General features: G+C 58.8%; 16 protein-coding genes and 4 tRNA genes. 15 read left to right on the plus strand and 5 right to left on the minus strand.

Going from position 1 to position 19,815, the window contains the following annotated elements; genetic code table 11:
* Positions 1-197: 197 nt before the first annotated feature.
* Positions 198-422, minus strand: a complete 225-nt coding sequence (locus tag PMI22_RS17695) for a hypothetical protein (protein ID WP_007945191.1) — start codon at positions 420-422, stop codon at positions 198-200.
* Positions 423-1,374: 952 nt separating this feature from the next.
* On the opposite strand from PMI22_RS17695, the gene PMI22_RS17690 reads away from it, so the two are divergent.
* Together PMI22_RS17690 and rmuC are read left to right on the plus strand one after the other, a co-directional pair.
* A complete protein-coding gene (locus PMI22_RS17690; protein ID WP_081502781.1) occupies positions 1,375-1,698 on the plus strand; it encodes a tetratricopeptide repeat protein in 324 nt (107 codons plus the stop codon).
* A 175-nt stretch (positions 1,699-1,873) separates the two neighbouring features.
* Complete coding sequence (rmuC, locus tag PMI22_RS17685) at positions 1,874-3,238, plus strand: DNA recombination protein RmuC (protein ID WP_162830876.1); 1,365 nt, start codon at positions 1,874-1,876, stop codon at positions 3,236-3,238.
* A 114-nt stretch (positions 3,239-3,352) separates the two neighbouring features.
* Here the strand turns inward: rmuC and PMI22_RS17680 are convergent, their stop codons facing one another.
* Complete coding sequence (locus PMI22_RS17680; RefSeq protein WP_007945194.1) at positions 3,353-6,823, minus strand: hybrid sensor histidine kinase/response regulator; 3,471 nt, start codon at positions 6,821-6,823, stop codon at positions 3,353-3,355.
* A 219-nt stretch (positions 6,824-7,042) separates the two neighbouring features.
* On the opposite strand from PMI22_RS17680, the gene PMI22_RS17675 reads away from it, so the two are divergent.
* From PMI22_RS17675 to PMI22_RS17665, 3 genes are all read left to right on the plus strand, one after another.
* Entirely contained in the window at positions 7,043-7,354 is a 312-nt protein-coding gene (locus tag PMI22_RS17675) for a hypothetical protein (protein WP_007945195.1), read from the plus strand.
* Positions 7,355-7,460: 106 nt separating this feature from the next.
* Positions 7,461-8,612, plus strand: coding sequence for a TDT family transporter (locus PMI22_RS17670; protein ID WP_007945198.1), 1,152 nt, complete (start codon positions 7,461-7,463; stop codon positions 8,610-8,612).
* A 98-nt stretch (positions 8,613-8,710) separates the two neighbouring features.
* The gene (locus PMI22_RS17665) at positions 8,711-10,585 is read left to right on the plus strand and encodes an MFS transporter (protein ID WP_007945199.1); all 1,875 of its coding nucleotides are present in this window, start codon (positions 8,711-8,713) and stop codon (positions 10,583-10,585) included.
* Between the two features lie 107 nt (positions 10,586-10,692).
* Here PMI22_RS17665 and sugE read toward each other — a convergent pair whose 3' ends face one another.
* The 3 genes from sugE to rdgC all read right to left on the minus strand — a co-directional run bounded on the left by sugE (position 10,693) and on the right by rdgC (position 13,170).
* The gene (gene sugE, locus PMI22_RS17660; RefSeq protein ID WP_007945200.1) at positions 10,693-11,007 is read right to left on the minus strand and encodes a quaternary ammonium compound efflux SMR transporter SugE; all 315 of its coding nucleotides are present in this window, start codon (positions 11,005-11,007) and stop codon (positions 10,693-10,695) included.
* 119 nt (positions 11,008-11,126) lie between these two features.
* Positions 11,127-12,092 (minus strand): bile acid:sodium symporter family protein, encoded by a 966-nt coding sequence (locus PMI22_RS17655; protein WP_007945201.1) that lies wholly within the window; start codon positions 12,090-12,092, stop codon positions 11,127-11,129.
* A 157-nt stretch (positions 12,093-12,249) separates the two neighbouring features.
* Complete coding sequence (gene rdgC / locus PMI22_RS17650; RefSeq protein ID WP_007945202.1) at positions 12,250-13,170, minus strand: recombination-associated protein RdgC; 921 nt, start codon at positions 13,168-13,170, stop codon at positions 12,250-12,252.
* Between the two features lie 161 nt (positions 13,171-13,331).
* On the opposite strand from rdgC, the gene PMI22_RS17645 reads away from it, so the two are divergent.
* From PMI22_RS17645 to PMI22_RS17600, 10 genes are all read left to right on the plus strand, one after another.
* Positions 13,332-13,407 (plus strand) — tRNA-Val (locus tag PMI22_RS17645).
* A gap of 19 nt (positions 13,408-13,426) precedes the next feature.
* Positions 13,427-13,503 (plus strand) — tRNA-Asp (locus PMI22_RS17640).
* 199 nt (positions 13,504-13,702) lie between these two features.
* Positions 13,703-13,778 (plus strand) — tRNA-Val (locus PMI22_RS17635).
* 15 nt (positions 13,779-13,793) lie between these two features.
* Positions 13,794-13,870: transfer RNA gene (locus PMI22_RS17630), tRNA-Asp, on the plus strand.
* Positions 13,871-14,279: 409 nt separating this feature from the next.
* Positions 14,280-14,996, plus strand: coding sequence for an FKBP-type peptidyl-prolyl cis-trans isomerase (locus tag PMI22_RS17625; RefSeq protein WP_007945203.1), 717 nt, complete (start codon positions 14,280-14,282; stop codon positions 14,994-14,996).
* 293 nt (positions 14,997-15,289) lie between these two features.
* Positions 15,290-15,754, plus strand: coding sequence for a YkvA family protein (locus PMI22_RS17620; protein ID WP_007945205.1), 465 nt, complete (start codon positions 15,290-15,292; stop codon positions 15,752-15,754).
* Positions 15,755-15,858: 104 nt separating this feature from the next.
* Complete coding sequence (locus PMI22_RS17615) at positions 15,859-16,200, plus strand: helix-turn-helix domain-containing protein (protein ID WP_007945206.1); 342 nt, start codon at positions 15,859-15,861, stop codon at positions 16,198-16,200.
* A complete protein-coding gene (locus tag PMI22_RS17610) occupies positions 16,197-16,568 on the plus strand; it encodes a hypothetical protein (protein ID WP_007945207.1) in 372 nt (123 codons plus the stop codon). The genes PMI22_RS17615 and PMI22_RS17610 overlap by 4 nt, the downstream gene beginning before the upstream one ends.
* Positions 16,569-16,976, plus strand: coding sequence for an SEL1-like repeat protein (locus PMI22_RS17605; protein ID WP_007945208.1), 408 nt, complete (start codon positions 16,569-16,571; stop codon positions 16,974-16,976). It begins immediately after the preceding gene.
* A gap of 239 nt (positions 16,977-17,215) precedes the next feature.
* Positions 17,216-19,815, plus strand: a 2,600-nt coding sequence (locus PMI22_RS17600) for a DUF6531 domain-containing protein (protein WP_007945210.1), incomplete at its 3' end; no start/stop codon positions are given.

The following is a 19,815-nucleotide window of genomic DNA, read 5'->3' on the forward strand; positions in this document are numbered from 1 at the left end:
GCGGAACAAGCCGCTTGAGTTGAAGTGTAGTGTCATATTCGCGCTGTAAAGGTCTGTTTTTAAAATATTTCCGGCTTCGAGTTATAACCGTTATATCGGTTAGTGCTTAGCGGCTGTCTGGAAAAAGAGAAATAACGGGCAATAAAAAGCCCCGCTTTTTGAGCAGGGCTTTCTGGTTTTTCAGTCTTTCTGGCGTCTCAGGCAATCAATGCCTGACGGGTACGCTCGATCACGGCCTGCAGCGGTTCTGCGCTGGAGTATTGATCGGGGTACAGGCGTTCGCTGTGACGAGCGATGCCGTGTTCGTTGACCAGAGTGAAGCTGAAGCAGCCTTTGCGGGCGGCCATGATCAGGCAGTTCATTGGTGCAAAAGCATTGGTTAGGGTGCGGATTGCATCCTGGGTATGGATTTGAGTAGTCATTATTGGGTGTTCCTACAAGCGACACGGAATAAGAGCCGTGCAAAGTTAAAACGTTCCAGTGACGACGACCACCATTGGTCGAACGAAGAACCCGACTGGAACAAAGCAGCCAGTTTGAAGCGCTGATAATTGGCGCGCTTGGGCTGGCAGGTAGGTACTTAGGAGGGCAGGCAACACATCAAGGGCAAAGGTTCTGGGCCCGGGGTGAAGATCCTGATCAATTTGCAGGCTGGTTCGGTCAGAGTAAGTGAACTTCGCAACACCCTTCGCATTTGTTCGAAGGCTGTGTTGGCGCAAGGTTTACCTGGAAACCATCGAGGTGGTCGCTCCTCTTTTGTCGGTGGAGGCTTCTCTTGAGGGAAGGCTGACCGCGAGGATTTGTTCGACCAGAATTGACTTTCAGCTTGGTACTAACGCCGCGGATACTAACGGATTGAATTTGAGAATGGAAGTGTGTTAGCAAAAAAGATAAATCAGCTTGGGCTGCGCGCCCTGCAGTGCCTCACATTCCGACCGGTGGTTGCTGTCGTTCATCGGACCGTGATCTGCCTGGATCAAGGGTTTTCCCGGGTTATCCCCAAAACCGGCGCAAAAACGCGCCGAAAAAGTGCGTCGATATAACTGTCTCGAAGGTAGTTGTGCACATTAGTCACGCAGACTGTAACCCCACTGTCATTCAGGTCCGGGACGTAGTGGGTGCCTGTACTGAAAATTTAAGTCAATGAAAAACATCGCTTTTTTTTACTGGTGAAAAAATCGTCAGTTTGACTGCGAGCCCCGTCCCACAGGGCTTTGCGCGAGTTCAAGGGCGGTTGTCCACTGAGTTATCCACAGCTTCTGTGGATTGTCCCGAGCGCTTGCTCTAGGACGGGCGTGCTGGGTTTTTTTGGGCTTTACCTGTAAGAAAAAAAGAGTAGAGTTGCGCGCCTTCCGATCTGTCCCACAGTGCTTTATGAAGTTTCGCTCAGTACCAATCGCTCCTACCTCCACACCTCCCAATGTGGCCCCGCCCAAGCGCTTTTCGATGCGCGTGGCTGAGTGGCTGCTGGACAGTCAGCGTCTTGGGGAAAACCCCAACATCAAACACTTCGCCGGACGTTTGCTCAAACAGCCCGCCCGTGAAGGCGTCGTGGCCGCGCAAAGTCGACTTGGGCAGCTGATGTGTCGCGAATGCGGCAATGCCCGGGATCGGCGCATTGGTCAGGACTTGTTGCGCCAGGCCGCGCGAGCAGGGGACGCGCGCGCCCAACAGGAACTGGGGCTGATCGAAGACTGAGCTGTCCAAGTCTGGCGGCCTTGGTTAACCTTCAAGCTTTATCTCATCGGCAGGAATCCCTATGGCTATGGACTTGACCAGCCTATTACTCGGTCTGGCGGGCGCTGGTCTGCCGTTGCTGGTACTGGCCTGGCAAATTCAGCGTCGTGCGAGCGTCTCGCAAGCCGGGGCGGCACTGTTGGAAGAGCGTCTGGCGATGGCGCAATTGGCGCAGGACGGCCTGAATGCCCAACTGGACGCCTGTCGCGATGAAATCGGTGACCTGAGCCAGGCTAACGCCGCCCGGCAGGCAGACCTCGCCGCCGCGCGCCGTGAAGTTGAACTGCTGCAAATCGAACGCGACGACGCCCGCGATGCGGCTCACGCCTGGAATATTGAGCGCGCGGGTAAAGAGGCTGAGCTGCGTCGCCTGGACACGCAGGCGGCTTCACTCAACGCCGAGTTGCGTGAGCAGCAGGAAAGCCATCAGCAGCGTCTCAGCGATCTGCAAGGTTCACGAGACGAGCTGCGAGCGCAGTTCGCCGAACTGGCGGGCAAGATTTTCGATGAGCGTGAGCAACGCTTTGCCGAAACCAGTCAGCAGCGACTGGGTCAGTTGCTCGATCCTTTGAAGGAGCGCATTCAATCCTTCGAAAAACGCGTCGAGGAAAGTTATCAGGCCGAAGCCCGCGAGCGTTTCTCGCTGGCCAAGGAACTGGAGCGCCTGCAACAGCTGAACCTGCGCCTGAGCGATGAAGCCACCAACCTGACGCGCGCCCTCAAAGGGCAGAAAACCCAGGGCAATTGGGGCGAGCTGATTCTCGAGCGAGTGCTTGAACACGCCGGTCTGGAGAAGGGCCGTGAATACCAGACCCAGGTCAATCTCAAAGGCCCGGACGGTGAACGCTTCCAGCCGGATGTGATTATTTACCTGCCGGGCGACAAGCAGGTGGTGGTCGACTCCAAGGTCAGCCTGACGGCCTATCAGCAGTACGTGGCGGCCGAAGACGATGCCATCGGCCAGATCGCCATCAAACAGCACGTCCTGTCGCTGCGCAATCACGTGAAAGGCCTGGCCGGCAAGGATTACAAACGGCTCGACGGCTTGCACAGCCTGGATTTCGTGTTGCTCTTCGTGCCAATCGAAGCGGCGTTTTCCGCCGCCTTGCAGGCGGAGCCGACGCTGTTCCAGGAGGCGTTCGACCGCAACATTGTGATCGTCAGCCCCACCACGTTATTGGCCACGCTGCGGGTCATCGACAGCCTGTGGAAGCAGGAACGGCAGAGCCAGAATGCCCGGGAAATCGCCGAGCGCGCCGGGTGGCTGTACGACAAATTCGTGTTGTTCATTCAGGATCTGGACGAAGTCGGCAATCGCTTGCAGCAACTGGACAAAGCCTACAGCTCTGCGCGCAACAAGCTGACAGAGGGCCGCGGCAATCTCGTCAGCCGCAGCGAACAGCTGAAGTTGCTCGGCGCGCGCGCGAGCAAGAGCTTGCCGGCAGACTTGCTGGAGCGGGCGATGACCGATGTGGATGGCTTGGTCGAGTTGCCGGAGTAATCCGAAAAGCATCGTGAGCAGGCTCGCTCCCACATGAACTGCGCAAAACCCTGTGGGAGCGAGCCTGCTCGCGATGGCGGAATTTTCTGCCCTGCAAGACTAAAACCTGGCGCGCTACAACGGCAAATGCCGGCTCAACAACGCCCTTAACGCCGCCGGCTTCACCGGTTTGGTCAAATAATCCAGCCCCGCCGCATGCACTTGCGCCACCGTCTCCGGCCGGCCATCGGCGCTGATCACCACCCCTGGCACCGGCTCGCCCAGTTGAGTGCGCAACCACGCCATCAGCTCGGTCCCGGTTTCGCCATGGTCGAGGTGGTAATCCACCAGTGCCAATTGCGGACGCATTCCGTTATTGAGCAGCGCTGCACACTCCTCGCGGTTACGCGCCGTCCAGACCTGGCACCCCCAGCGCGTCAGCAGGCTGTTCATGCCGATCAAAATGCTGTCTTCGTTATCGATGCACAGCACCTGCGCGCCGCTCGCCACATGGCCGTTGAGTTCGGTAGGCTGGGTTGGCGCCACGGTTTGTGCGTGGGCCAGCGGCACACTGACGCTGAACACACTGCCGCGCCCCGGCCAGGAACGTACGCGTAAGGTATGACCCAGTACGCGACACAAACCATCGGCAATCGCCAGGCCCAAACCCAGACCTTTCTCGGCGCGAGTCTGGTGGCTGTCGAGGCGCTTGAACTCTTCGAAAATCACCTGCAGTTTGTCCTGTGCAATGCCCGGTCCCCGGTCCCAGACCTCCAGGCACAACTCACCCTTGCGTCGTCGAACGCCGAGCAGCACCGGCCCTTTGGCATAGCGGAAAGCATTGGTCAGAAAGTTTTGCAGGATCCGTCGCAGCAGTTTGATGTCGCTGTCGACCCGTAACGTGCTGCCCCGAACACGGAAGGTCAGCCCTTGTTCCTGAGCCTGCGCCTTGAACTCGGCACCGAGGGTGTCGAACAGTTCGTTGAGCGCGAAGGGCTTGGGATCGGGGTTGATCTTGCCGTTTTCCAAGCGGGAAATGTCCAGCAGGTCGCTGATCAAGTCTTCGGCCGAGCGCAACGAGCTGTCCAGGTGATGGACCAGTTTCTGCGCCTCGCCGGACAAGCCATCGTCCTGGTGGGACAACGCTGCGGAGAACAGGCGAGCGGCGTTTAGCGGTTGCATCAAGTCATGGCTGACGGCCGCGAGAAAGCGGGTTTTCGATTGGTTGGCGGACTCGGCGGTGCCCTTGGCTTCCGTCAGCGCAACGTTGAGTTGCGACAATTCTCGGGTGCGCTCGGCCACCCGCTGCTCCAGGCCTTCGTTGGCTTCGGTCAGTGCTTGTTCGGCTTCGCGGAACGCGGTGATGTCGGTGAAGCTCATGACGAAACCACCACCAGGCATCGGATTGCCGATCAGCTCGATCACCCGCCCGTTGGGAAACAGTCGTTCGGAGGTGTGGGCGCGGCCCTGACGCATCCAGTGCAAACGTCGGGCAACGTGGACTTCCGCCTCGCCAGGTCCACACAGACCGCGTTCGGCGTTGTAGCGAATGATGTCGGCAATTGGTCGTCCGACGCTGATCAGCCCGTCCGGGTAGTTGAACAGCTCCAGATAACGCCGGTTCCAGGCCACCAGCTTCAGCGACTGGTCGACCACGCTGATGCCTTGGGTGATGTTTTCAATAGCGCCTTGCAGCAGCGCGCGGTTGAACTGCAACACTTCCGAGGCCTCGTCGGCGATTCGCACGACATCCTCCAGCTGCATTTCCCGACCTTCGATGGCCGCTTTTACCACCGCACGCGTCGAAGACGCGCCGAGCACACCCGCGAGCAAGCGTTCAGTGTGGGCAATCCATTCGCCATCGGCGTTTTGATTCGGGTTGAAGCCTTTGCCCTGGCGGTAGGCGAAACGGATGAAACTCTGACGCGCGCGTTCTTCACCGACGAATCGCGCCGCCAGTTGCAGCAGATCGTCGATTTGCACCGCCAGCATCGAACGGGCGCTGGGGCGTGCGCTGATTTCCTGACCGATGAAACGGCCCGCCTGCCAGTGCTCCGACACCCGTGTGCGCGACAACACCGACACCCAGGCAAACAACGTGAAGTTGCCCGCCAGCGATAGCACCACGCCTTGGGTCAGCGGGGTGATCGGCAGGTTCAACGGGTTGCTGTGCAACCATTCCAAACCTGGGAAGGTGCCCAGCGACAAGCCGAGGCCGCGGGCTGCAATCGGCAAGACCAGCGTGTAAAACCACAGGAATGTCCCGGCGGCGAGGCCAGCAAATACGCCGCGACGGTTGGCCTGCTTCCAATACAGCGCGCCGAGCATGGCCGGGGCCAGTTGCGTCACGGCGGCGAAGGCGATCTGGCCGATGGTGGCCAGGCTGGCGGTCGAACCCAGCAGGCGATAACTGACGTAGGCCAACAACAAAATCACCACGATGCTCACGCGGCGCACCGAGAGCATCCATTGACGAAACACTTCGAACGGCCGCTCGGCGTTGTTGCGTCGCAGCAACCACGGCAACAGCATGTCGTTGGAGACCATGGTCGATAGCGCCACGCTGGCGACAATCACCATACCGGTCGCCGCCGAGGCGCCGCCGATGAACGCCAGCAAGGCGAGGGCAGGGTGGGACTGCGCCAGCGGCAAACTGATGACAAACGAGTCCGGCAAAACCGAACTGGGCAGCATCATCTGACCGGCGAGGGCGATGGGTACGACAAACAACGCCGCCAACGCCAGGTACGCCGGGAACACCCATTTGGCCAGGCGCAAATCCTGAGGGTCAATGTTTTCCACCACCGTCACATGGAACTGCCGAGGCAAGCAGATGATCGCCATCATCGCTACGCCCGTTTGCACCACCATCGAGGGCCAGTTGATGGTTTCCTTCCAGTATTGCTCGAGGCGGGGGGCGAGCATGGCTTGGTTGAACAAATCGTCGAACCCGTCGTACAGACCGAACGTGACGAACGCGCCGACGGCGAGAAACGCAAACAGCTTGACCAGTGACTCAAACGCAATCGCCAGCACCATGCCACGGTGGTGTTCCGTGGCATCGAGGTTGCGGGTACCGAAGACGATGGTGAACAGCGCCAGCACCAGCGACACAATCAATGCCGTGTCCTGGGCGCGAACCCCCATGGCGTCGGCACCCGCGCCAATCAGCAAGTTCACCCCGAGCACGATGCCTTTGAGCTGCAAGGCGATGTAGGGCAACACACCGACCAGGCAAATCAGTGCCACCACCACGGCCAGCGACTGGGATTTGCCGTAACGGGCGGCGATAAAGTCGGCGATGGAGGTGATGTTTTCCTGCTTGCTGATCATCACCATTTTTTGCAGGACCCACGGCGCGCCCACCAGCAGCAGGATCGGCCCGAGGTAGATCGGCAGGAAAGACCAGAGCTGTTCCGCCGCCTGGCCCACGGCCCCAAAGAACGTCCAGCTGGTGCAATAGACCGCCAACGACAGGCTGTACACCCACGCGCGCACACGCGGCGGCAACGGCGTGCTGCGACGGTCACCGTAAAAGGCGATGGCGAACATGATGGCCATATAGGCCAGGGCGACGGCGGCGATCAGCCCGCTGGACAGCGACATGGGAACTCCAGACAAAAGACACCCGGGACTCCCGCCCGGTCAGACAGTCTCGCACGACCGCCGCGGTTAGTCAGTGTCGACCAAGGTCGTGGCCTGGTGGTGTGTCGCAGGTTGTGTGTCAACCTCCAGTGGTGCGTCAGCGATCATTGAAAGTCTGTAGCGCTAATGTGCGTTGATCGCTAGCCTTGGTGTCGCCATTCATTCGACGGACCGCCCCCCTTGAAGATCATCCGCAGCAAATCCTTCACCGCTGAGCGTGCCTGGGGCGCGCTGGACATTGCCAGTATGAATGGCATCACCACGCGTTTGCACTGGACGGACCAGCCGTATAAATGGCACGTCAACGATGGCCAGGAAGTGTTCGTGGTGCTGGATGGGCAAGTGCAGATGCGGTATCGCGAAGCGGGCATTGAGAAGCAGGCGTTGCTGGAGGTCGGCGACATCTTTTATGCGTCCGTTGGCACCGAGCATGTGGCGCATCCACAGGGAGCTGCGCGGATTCTGGTGATCGAATCGGAAGGCAGCGTGTGACGCTATATCTGCGAAACAGATAACTTATAGAGATATTACCCGTTATATAGATATTCGATCTGCTTCTACCATGGGCTCTACCTCACCAGAGGACCAGGAGTTCGCCATGACATGCACCCAAAGCGTCAAAACCGGTATCAAACCGTTCAGCCATTTGCAGCACCCGCGTGAAGTCATCCGTCAATTCACGCCCAACTGGTTCGCCGCGACCATGGGCACCGGAGTGCTGGCGCTGGCGCTGGCGCAATTGCCCCTCGCCATGCCCGGCTTGCGTGTGCTCGCCGAAGGGTTATGGCTGCTGAATTTTTTCCTGTTCGTGGTGTTCACCGCCCTGTACGCGGCGCGCTGGGTGCTGTTCTTTGACGAAGCCCGGAGAATTTTCGGCCATTCGACGGTGTCGATGTTCTTCGGCACCATTCCCATGGGCCTCGCGACCATCATTAACGGTTTTCTGGTGTTTGGGCTGCCACGCTGGGGCGAAGGTGTGATTCATGTCGCCGAAATGCTCTGGTGGCTGGATGTGGGGATGTCGCTGGCGTGCGGCGTGCTGATTCCCTACATGATGTTCACCCGACAGGAACACAGCATCGATCAAATGACTGCCGTTTGGCTGTTGCCGGTGGTGGCCGCAGAAGTCGCCGCTACCAGCGGTGGCCTGCTGGCGCCGCACCTGGCGGATGCCCATTCGCAGCTGGTGATGCTGGTGACCAGTTATGTGCTGTGGGCCTTTTCCCTGCCGGTAGCGTTCAGCATTCTGACGATCCTGTTGCTGCGCATGGCACTGCATAAACTGCCCCACGAAAACATGGCGGCCTCCAGTTGGCTGGCGCTGGGCCCGATTGGCACCGGGGCACTGGGCATGTTGCTGCTGGGGGCGGATGCGCCGGCCATCTTCGCCGCCAACGGCCTGCCGGGTATCGGTGAAATCGCCGCTGGCCTGGGGCTGGTGGCCGGGATCACGCTGTGGGGTTTTGGCTTGTGGTGGATGATGGTCGCGGTGTTGATTACCTTGCGTTACCTGCGCGCCGGCATCCCGTTCAACCTCGGCTGGTGGGGGTTTACCTTTCCGTTGGGGGTGTACTCACTGGCGACATTGAAACTGGCCAGCATCTTGAGCCTGACTTTTTTCAGCATCTTCGGCTGTGTGCTGGTGGCGCTACTGTCGGTGATGTGGCTGATCGTTGCCCGGCGGACGCTGCAAGGCGCATGGCGGGGCGAACTGTTTGTGTCGCCGTGCATTGCAGGATTAAAGAAATAACCTGCAAAGATTAGGTAGTGTGTGGCCTGGATCGCCGTTCGACATTCCAATACGGGTATCCACGCCACTCGCAACCCAACATCAGGGACACATGGAAGATGAGTCACCCCTCACAGTTCACCTTGCTCCGCACCCGGCGCTTCCTGCCGTTTTTCGTGACCCAGTCCCTCGGGGCGTTCAACGACAACCTGTTCAAGCAGTCGTTGATCCTCGCCATTCTGTACAAACTGACCCTCGACGGTGACCGCTCGATCTGGGTCAACCTCTGCGCGCTGCTGTTCATCCTGCCGTTCTTTTTGTTCTCGGCACTGGCCGGGCAATTCGGCGAGAAGTTCGCCAAGGACCGTCTGATCCGTCTGATCAAGCTCGGCGAAATCGTCATCATGGCGGTCGGCGCCGTCGGTTTCATCTTTGATCATCTGTCGTTGATGCTGGTGGCGCTCTTTGCAATGGGCACCCACTCGGCGCTGTTCGGGCCGGTGAAATACTCGATCCTGCCTCAGGCCCTGCGTGAAGAAGAACTGGTCGGCGGCAACGGACTGGTGGAGATGGGCACCTTCCTGGCGATTCTCGCCGGGACCATCGGCGCCGGGATCATGATGTCGTCCAGTCACTACGCGCCCATCGTCTCTTGCGCGATCATCGGTGTTGCCGTGCTCGGCTACCTGGCCAGTTGCAGCATTCCACGGGCGGCGGCGTCTTCGCCGCAAATGCGCCTGAACTGGAATATTTTCAGCCAGTCCTGGGTCACCTTGAAGTTGGGCCTCGGACAGACGCCTGCCGTATCGCGCTCTATTGTCGGCAACTCGTGGTTCTGGTTTGTCGGGGCGATTTATCTGACGCAGATCCCGGCTTATGCCAAAGAATGGATGCACGGCGACGAAACCGTGGTGACGCTGATTCTGACGGTGTTCTCGGTGGGCATCGCGCTCGGTTCGCTGCTGTGCGAAAAACTCTCCGGGCGCAAAGTCGAGATCGGCCTGGTGCCGTTTGGCTCGTTCGGGCTGACCGTGTTTGGCTTGCTGCTGTGGTGGCATTCCGGTGGGATTCCAGACAGTGTGACGGGCCATGGCTGGGTTGAAGTCCTTGGGTTTGCTCACACCTGGCTGGTGTTGATCGACATCCTTGGCCTGGGGATCTTTGGTGGTTTCTACATCGTGCCGCTGTATGCGCTGATCCAGTCGCGCACCGCCGAGAACGAGCGGGCGCGGGTGATTGCCGCCAACAACATTCTCAACGCGCTGTTCATGGTGGTGTCGGCGATTGTCTCGATCATCTTGTTGAGCCTGGTCAAGCTGTCGATTCCGCAGTTGTTCCTGGTGGTGTCGCTGCTGAACATCGGTGTCAACGCCTACATCTTCAAAATCGTCCCCGAATTCAGCATGCGTTTCATGATCTGGCTGCTCAGCCACTCCATGTACCGCGTGGAGCATCGCAATCTTGATTTGATACCTGATGAAGGCGCGGCGCTGCTGGTGTGCAATCACGTGTCCTTTGTCGACGCCCTGCTGATCGGCGGCGCAGTGCGTCGGCCGATTCGCTTTGTGATGTACTACAAAATCTACAACCTGCCCGTGCTGAACTTTATCTTTCGCACGGCGGGGACGATTCCGATCGCGGGGCGTCAGGAAGACATTCAAATCTACGAAAGAGCCTTCAAGCGTATTGCGCAGTATCTGAAGGATGGCGAGTTGGTGTGCATCTTCCCGGAAGGCAAGTTGACAGCCGACGGAGAGATAAACGAATTCAAGAGCGGGGTGACGCGGATTCTTGAAGAAACACCGGTGCCGGTCATTCCGCTGGCGTTGCAGGGGTTGTGGGGGAGTTTTTTCAGCCGCGATCCGGGCAAGGGGTTGTTTCGTCGGTTGTGGTCGCGGGTGACGTTGGTGGCGGGGCCGGCAGTGACCGTTGAGGCGGCGCAGCCTGCAGCGTTGCAGGCGATGGTGGGGGATTTGCGCGGCACCGTTAAATAGTTGGTGACTGTTCTGGCCCATCGCGAGCAGGCTCGCTCCTACAGGTGATCTGTGTCGGTCACAAATCCCCTGTAGGAGTGAGCCTGCTCGCGATGGCGGTCTAAAAGCTAAGCGCTGACCTTGAGCCCAACCAACCCGGCAATAATCAACGCGACACTGGCCAGCCGAAACAGCGCCATCGATTCACCAAACAGAATGATCCCGGCAATCACCGTGCCGACCGCACCCACGCCCGTCCAGATCGCATAGGCTGTGCCCAGCGGCAGTTCTTTCATGGCAAGGCCCAGCAAGCCAAGGCTGACGGCCATGGCCGCAACGGTCAACGCGGTGGGGAGAGGACGGCTGAAACCGTCGGTGTACTTCAGGCCAACGGCCCAGCCGACTTCGAACAGGCCGGCGAAAAACAGGATGATCCAGGACATGAAAGACCTCCATCGATTGACGGGGTCGTCCCCAGATTAATGACTCGATCGAGCCGCGAGGTCGTCCTCGCGTTGCGCGATAGAGTGCCCATCATTAACCTGGGGATCAAGTTTTCGGCTTATTCGGTTACCTGCCGCGCAGCGATTTCACGGTCTTGTTTCTCGCTCATTCGACGGAAATACGTCGAGAGCAGCGCCCCGGAAATGTTGTGCCACACGCTGAACAAAGCACTCGGCACCGCCGCCAGCGGCGAGAAGTGTGCACTGGCCAGCGCGGCACCCAGCCCGGAGTTTTGCATGCCGACTTCCAGCGCCAGCGATTTGCGTTGGGCCAACGGCAGCTTAAACAGGCGCCCGGTGAAGTAGCCCAGCAGATAACCGAAGCTGTTGTGCAGCATCACTACCGCCATGATCAGCAGGCCGGACTCGGCAATCTTCGCCTGGCTGGCGGCCACCACGGCGGTGACGATGATCACGATGCTCACCACCGAGATCAGCGGCAACACTTCCACCGCGTGGCGAACCTTGGCGCCCAGTACGCGTTGAGCCACCACACCGAGGATGATCGGCAACAGCACCACTTGCAGGATTGACCAGAACAGCTCCATGAAGGACACCGGCAACCAGGCCGAAGCCAGCAGCCAGATCAGCGCCGGGGTCAGCAGCGGGGCGAGGAGGGTGGTGACAGCGGCAATGGCCACCGACAGTGCCAGATCGCCGCGCGCCAGCCAGGTCATCACGTTCGAGGAGGTGCCACTTGGGCAGCAACCGACCAAAATGACGCCGACGGCGATTTCCGGCGGCAGATGAAATACCTGGCAGAGCAACCACGCCACTCCGGGCATGATCACGAAATGCGCAACCACGCCCAAGGCCACGCGCCATGGATGGCGGGCTACTTCGGCGAAGTCTTCAAGTTTGAGGGTCAGGCCCATGCCGAACATCACCAGACCCAGCAACGGCACGATCGCGCTTTTGAGGCCGATGAACCATGCCGGTTGCAGGAAGGCCACGACCGCGAAAATCAGTACCCAGTAAGCGAAGGTGTTGCCGACAAAACGACTCAATGCAGCCAGTGCGCGCATGGCTTGATCCTTATTATGTGAAAGCGTTAGGGAGCTAAGCATACGCCGCTCGCAAAAAAAGATCGCAACTTGTGACAGCTCCTATTAAGGAAATACCTTCCAATATAAGAGCTGCCACAGGCTGCGATCTTTTTATAAAGACTGCAGAATCAGGTGATCAGATTCCTTGCGGGGTCTCTTCGCCACCCAGTGCTTCAACCAGCGCCGGCAGGAAATCGCCGAAAGTCAGCATCATCAGGGTAAAGCTGGCGTCCAACTGGCCAAGGGCTTCTTCGCCACCGTCCTGTTCCGCCTGGTCTTGCAGCAGGTCTTCGAACTTCAGGCGTTTGACCACCATCTTGTCGTCGAGCACGAAAGACAGCTTGTCTTGCCAGGCCAGCGACAACTGAGTGACCACTTTGCCGGTGCTCAGGTGCAGCTGGATTTCTTCGCTGGTCAGGTCCTGACGTTTGCAGCGCACGATGCCGCCGTCTTCGTGAGTATCACGCAGCTCGCATTCGTCCAGCACAAAGAAGTCGTCCGCGGCTTTCTGGGTGGTGACCCATTCCGTCATGGTGGCGGTCGGCGACATTTTTACGGTCAATGGGCGTACTGGGAGGGTGCCGATCACTTCACGCAGGGTCGACAGCAAGTCTTCGGCACGTTTCGGGCTGGCCGAGTTGACCAGGATCAGGCCCTGTTTCGGCGCAATGGCGGCAAATGTCGAGGAGCGACGAATAAAGGCGCGCGGCAGGAACGCCTGGATGATTTCATCCTTGATCTGATCGCGTTCCTTTTTATAGACCTTACGCATTTGCTCGGCTTCGATCTCATCGACCTTTTCCTTCACGGCGTCGCGCACGACGCTGCCCGGCAGAATGCGTTCTTCTTTACGCGCAGAGATCAGCAGGAAGTCGCCGCTGACATGGACCAGCGGCGCATCTTCGCCCTTACCGAATGGCGCGACGAAACCGTAGGTGGTCAACTCCTGGCTTGCACATGGACGCGCCAGTTTGGTGGCCAGTGCAGTTTCCAACGCCTCGGCATCAACAGGCAGATCTTGGGTCAGGCGATAGATAAGCAGGTTTTTGAACCACATGGGGTAAGTCTCTCCTTATATACAAAGGGGGGCATTATTCTCTTAGCGGCGCCATAGGCCAACCCTTCGCTAAGCCTTTGGAAGGCCTGAGAAAATTATTTAAAAAAGTGCTTGCCAGAGGTGAGGTCGCTCCGTAGAATGCGCGCCACACCGAACGTGAAGGGTGATTAGCTCAGCTGGGAGAGCGTCTGCCTTACAAGCAGAATGTCGGCGGTTCGATCCCGTCATCACCCACCATTCGCATTCAGTGTTACGCGCAGCGGTAGTTCAGTCGGTTAGAATACCGGCCTGTCACGCCGGGGGTCGCGGGTTCGAGTCCCGTCCGCTGCGCCATATTCGGTAACCTGGAACGCTGAACGCCAGGTCACCACGGAAAAGCCCGCTAACGCGGGTTTTTTTCTGTCTGTAGATTGTTCGTTGTTCCTGCAGGTTGCATCGTTTCACCGGTTTTCGGATTTATTTGAAAAATAATTCAATTAAATCAACACTTTACGAAAACATGTGGCATAATGTGCCCCGCAACGAAGGTAAAGGGTGATTAGCTCAGCTGGGAGAGCGTCTGCCTTACAAGCAGAATGTCGGCGGTTCGATCCCGTCATCACCCACCACTTTCAACGCTACGCGCAGCGGTAGTTCAGTCGGTTAGAATACCGGCCTGTCACGCCGGGGGTCGCGGGTTCGAGTCCCGTCCGCTGCGCCATATTCGGTCACCTGGAACGCTGAACGCCAGGTCACCACACAGAAAGCCCGCTTAATGCGGGCTTTTTGCTGTCTGGCGTTTGGTAATTCGGCACGGCAGGCGCTATATATATATCCATGTAGTACCTGACAGGCACGCTGCTTTCGGGTAACAGGAAATGTTTCGATGGACTTCGTTGACCTTTCTGACGTGCGGCAATTGGCCATTACGCCAGTTGCTAAGGGATCCGGGATCAACTGTTGTAGGTGGAAGATGACAGAACCTTCATGCCATCAATGCTGAAATGCGCTAAAACACCTGAACTTATCACTAGAATCCTGCTCTCATGCCGGTAGCCATTGGTCGTGGCGGCCTGATAAGCTCGCGGCTTTACTCGATTGCCCTTTAGGCGCATGAACAAGGAAATAGCATGAAACAGCATCGGTTGGCGGCGGCGGTGGCCCTGGTTGGCTTGGTACTCGCGGGTTGTGATTCGCAGACCAGCGTAGAGCTGAAAACTCCGGCGCAAAAAGCTTCCTACGGTATTGGTCTGAACATGGGCAAAAGCCTGGCTCAGGAAGGCATGGATGACCTGGATTCCAAAGCCGTAGCCCAGGGCATCGAAGATGCCGTCGGCAAGAAAGAGCAGAAGCTTAAAGACGAGGAGCTGGTCGAAGCCTTCGCCGCACTGCAAAAGCGTGCTGAAGAGCGTATGGCCAAGATGAGCGAAGAGTCGGCAGCTGCCGGCAAGAAATTCCTCGAAGACAACGCCAAGAAAGCTGGCGTAGTGACCACCGCTTCGGGCCTGCAATATGAAGTGGAAAAGAAAGCCGAAGGCGCACAGCCAAAGCCGACTGACGTAGTGACTGTTCACTACACCGGCAAGCTGACCAACGGTACCGTTTTCGACAGCTCCGTCGAGCGCGGCAGCCCGATCGATCTGCCAGTCAGCGGTGTGATTCCGGGTTGGGTCGAAGGCCTGCAACTGATGCACGTGGGTGAGAAGTACAAGCTGTACATCCCAAGCGAACTGGCTTACGGCGCTCAAAGCCCAAGCCCGGCTATTCCAGCCAACTCGGTGCTGGTATTCGACCTGGAACTGTTGGCGATCAAAGATCCAGCCAAAGAAGACGCCGCCGCCAAGTAATCAGCGTCTGCTTTGACAACAACGCCTCGCTAATGCGGGGCGTTGTTGCATCCGGGATTCAGAGAAGTTAAACAAAGCGAACGGTTGCTGTACGCTGGAGTCATAGCCATTGAGGACCCCCGTGCTAGCCGCGCCGGCGTTCCAAGTCAATGAAATCTTGGGTTTTTTTATGTGAGTAAAAAACGCCCGATCTGAGCTGGACCCTTGTGAAACGGGGCTTTCAGCGGTGAAAAGCAGCTCTGTTCACAAGGTTATCCACAATTTGTGTGGATAACATTTCAGTGGGAGGAATAATGAACGCACCCTGGAGTTTCGCTCGATTCTTGCCACTCGCCGGGCGGCTGCTCGCACGCGGGCGCTTGCCGACACTGCTGTTCGCCGTCGCCAGTAAAGGTGCCAGTCAGGGGTTTCGCCTGGGCAAGGTTAAAGAGGATCTGCGCTTGTTGCAGGCACTGTGTCTGGCCTACTGGCGCGGGGAGTACCGTGCGATCAGCCCGAAGGCGCTGATTTCGGTGGTCGCCGGCCTGATGTACTTCCTCAGTCCGGTGGATGCGATTCCGGATTTCCTCCCCCTGTTTGGCATGCTTGACGACATCGCCGTGCTGGCCTGGCTGATGAAAGTGCTCGACGACGAACTCAATGCCTTCCGAGCCTGGCGTAAACGTCAGGTGCCGGAAAAGTTGGCAGTGGTCGAGCGTATGCCCGATACCCCGCAACAACTTCAGCTACAGGGCCCGAAAAACAACCGAACCGATTGAGAATCTCCTTTATTCATACCCCCGCGCGACCTTGGCCGCTGTTAGGATTACACTTCTAGGGAAAAGTGCCGACTCGCTAAGTGTCGTTGTCCTACGGGGAAGTCATGGATATTCAGATAATCACACGCGAAGGCGAGCCCGAGTATGCAGTTTTACCGTGGGCTCAGTACCAGGCTCTACTGAAAGCCGCAGGCATTAACCAGCAACCGGCGCCCGACACGCCAGTTCGTCAGGCGCCACCACCAGACCAGATTCTTCCGGGCCTGGATCAACTACGCAGTTTGCGCGAAGGGAAGGGCATCGCCATCGAGGCGCTGGCCCGCACGGTAGGCATCAGCCCGTCTTATCTGGCCTTGATTGAAAGTGGCGAGCGTCAACCCGACGCTGCGATTCGCCGCAGCCTGGCCTGGGAATTGACGGTGCCAGGGTGGAGGGATGAATCGTGAGCGTACGCATCAGTCGTCACCATTGGGACGGATTATTGGGGGAGTTGGACCAGGCACGTCGTCAGCGCCATCTTTTGACGTATCGCGCGTTGTTGGAGCGATTGCAATTACCCACACCAGCCATGCAAACCTTGACCGCTGCGCTCGAACATCTGGCCGCGCTGGACGCCAAGGCCGAGCAGCCACTGCGCAGTTCGCTGGTGATCAGCCAGGGAGCCAGCCGCCTGCCGCGCACCGGTTTCTTCGAGTGTGTCGAGCGCCTGGGGCGTTTCTCCGGACCGTCTGACGGTGTCGCCGCCGCGTCCTGGCACGCTTCGGAAGTGGTGCGAGTGTTCGAATACGAATACCCCGAATCGGCAGAGGCTTGAGTGTTTTTAAAGCTCAAGGCTCGGGTCGGTTACTGGCTGGCCCGCCGGTTGTTTCACTGGTCATGGTTTGTGCGCCAGCCCCGGGGCTGGAGCTGGCTCGAAGGCCAGTTCGCCCGCATGGCGAATCTGGGTGATGTCGGCGCTCAGAGCTTCTATGGCCACATCCTGACCTTTCGCGGTGTCGGCCTTGGGGCTCGCGAAGAGGGTGTGCGATTACTGCGCCTAGCGGCACTCGCGGGCGATGGCAAAGCGGCGTATCAGGTGGGGGTGATCAGCCTGGCGGGTACGCCGAGCAAGGCACCGGATCCAGTTGAAGCCGCTCGCTGGTGGGGCATGGCCGCCAAGGCCGGACATCCGTTGGCTGAGCTCAAGCTGAAAGAGTTGGCGGCTCGGGGTAATGCCCAGTAACGCCGCCGGTGTCTGATGTACAAACGTGGCGTGAGGGAAACCTCACGCCACGTTTGCGTTTTGGCCTACCTGTTGATTGTTGAAGAGTTTTTAAGGATTTTCCCTACAGTCATCGCCTACTTCTCCGACTTCTTTCCTGACTGATCCCCTGCAAAGTCTCGCGCGCCCCATTTTCTGCGCGAGGGATTGCTCATGTTCGACCCGATTTACCACGCCACTGCCTGCCGTTCGGTGCATTGATGAACCCCATCGCCCGCATCGAGCAGGAACTCGACAGTTTCCCGGAGACGCTGACGCTTTACCGCGAACAGCTGAAGCGTTGGTTTAACCAGAAGGCGGACCAGGCCAGCCGTGCGGCTGATTTGCCGTCGCTGATGGGCATGGAGCGGCTGATAAAACTCGGGAGTACGACGACTGCGGTGAGCAGTGGTGACGATGAGTTTTTATCCAGTGTGGCGCAGTGTCCGGACGGCGGGATTCTGGAGATCGAGAGCAAGTTCGAATCGGTTTATGACATTCCGTTGGGGAATATTTCGGTTGATGTGATTGCCATGGATGGGGGCGAGAGCACACCGGTCAAGCTTGATGAAAACGGTAAAGGGCAGTTCGTAGGGACACCCGGCAAGTTCTACCGGGTTCATGTTCAGAGCGAAGTCACGCCGGCTCAAATCGAAGACCTTTTTTTCTCTTATGACGGCCTGACCAAAGAACTGGACGGCTGGCTGCGCGGTGAGTGGGCCGGGTTTAAACCGCAGTGGTCGCAGTCGACCTTTGTGGCCGCCGGGAACGGATTGCTGGCGGGAAGCTGGAAGGCGATTGTGGGTGTTTGGGACAGCATCAGCCTGCTCTCGGACATTCTCCAGAATCCCCGTAAGTTCGTTGGAAGGTTGGGCAGTGGTGCCGAGCAATTGGCAACGCTGGCAAAAGATTTTCCGGCAACGATGGCAAAAGTCCAGCTGCTGGTCAGTGACGAAGCGGCACTCTGTTTACTGCTGCGCACCGCCAGCCTCTGGCTGGACATGCTGCCAGCCAGCGAAATCGCCGGTAAAACTGCTGAGGTTGCATCGACGCTGGTGGTGCAATTGCTCATCGACCTTCTGATCGGGATTGTCCTGACCTTCGCCGGTGCGGGCGCTGGCATTGCTTATCTGGGCCTGCGCCTGGCCCACCATGGCGCGCGGTTCGTCAGCGCCGTAACGGGCTTCATCAAAGCGATCTTCACGATCCTCGACCGCTTTATGACCTACGTCGACCGCTACAAAACGGTCGCCGCACGCGGAGTCGCGGCAGGTCTGAAAAAAGGCCGCATGCAACTGCGCTGGGATGCCAAACGCAACACCACGCTCAAGCAAAACGAACCCCACGACAACGTTCCGGATCAGGCGAAAAATCCCAACGGCGACTCCGCCGATTCCGCCAATAAAACCGCCACCAACAAATGCCCGGTGTCGATGGTCACCGGCGAAGAACTGCTGACCCTCACCGACGGTGCGCTGGACGGTGTCCTGCCGTTCGACTTTACCCGGCTCTATCGCACCAGCGCCGCCGACATCGACAGCGGCCTCGGGTTTGGCTGGAGCCATTCGCTCTCCCATCGGCTGGACATCGACGGCGACAGCGTCATCTGGATCGACCACGAAAACCGTCGCACCACGTTCCCGCTGCCGTCCGCTGAACGCCCGGCGATCCACAACAGCCTGTCGCGCGCGGCGATTTACCTCGGCAACGAACCGGAAGAACTGATCCTCGCCCAAGCCGGCGACGACACGCGCTTTTATCACTTCCACAACGGTCGATTGACGGCGATCAGCGACGCCTACGACAACCGTCTGCGCATCAGCCGCGACCGCCAGGACCGTATCCAGCGCCTCGACAACGGCGCCGGCCGCGCCTTGCGCTTGCGTTATGAACGCAGCCATTTGGTCGCCGTCGACTATCAGCTGTTTGTCCCGGCGCCGACCCTCGATGCGTGCTGGAAAACCGAGCAAACCCTGTTCAGTTACACCTACGACGAACGCGCGCAACTGATCGAAGCGAGCAACGCCGCCGGTGAAAGTGAGCGCTACGACTACGACGACCAGCACGTCATTCTCCAGCGGCAACTGGCCGGCGGGGCGAGTTTCTTCTGGGAGTGGGAACGCTCCGGCAAGGCGGCGCGCTGCATCCGCCACTGGGCGTCGTTTGCGCAGATGGATGCGCGTTATGTCTGGGACGACGCCGGCAGCGTCACCGTGCACAACCTCGACGGCAGCGAAGAGGTTTACGTCCACGACGAGCGGGCGCGGCTGGTGCGCAAGGTCGAGCTGGATGGCGGTGAGCAGCTCAAGGCTTATGACGAAGACGGTCGGCTGGTAGCCGAACAGGACCCGCTGGGCGCCGTCACCGAATACCGTTACGACGAAGTCGGACGGCTGGTGGCGCTGATTCCGCCCGAAGACGAGCCAACGGCCTACGAGTACCGCAACGGTTTCCTGCACGCCCGTTATCGCGGTAAAGCGGTGTGGAAGTATCTGCGCAATGCCCAGGGTGACATTACCGAAGCGACCGATCCCGACGGCCAGGTCACCCATTATTACTACGACGAAAAAGGCCAGCTGCTGTCGATCCGCTACCCGGATACCAGTCGGCATGTATTCGTCTGGAACGCATTGGGGCAACTGGTCGAGGAAACGCTGCCGGACGCTGGTGTTCGGCGCTTTTCCTACGATGCCCTGGGGCGGCAGCTTACCCGTCAGGACGAACATGGCGCGGTCACGCAGTCGCAATGGGACGCCGTCGGCCGACTGATCCAGACGATTCTTCCTACCGGCGCCAGCCGCGCCTACAGCTACAACGCCTA

The organism is Pseudomonas sp. GM21 (assembly GCF_000282215.1).
In the GTDB taxonomy this organism is placed as follows: domain Bacteria; phylum Pseudomonadota; class Gammaproteobacteria; order Pseudomonadales; family Pseudomonadaceae; genus Aquipseudomonas.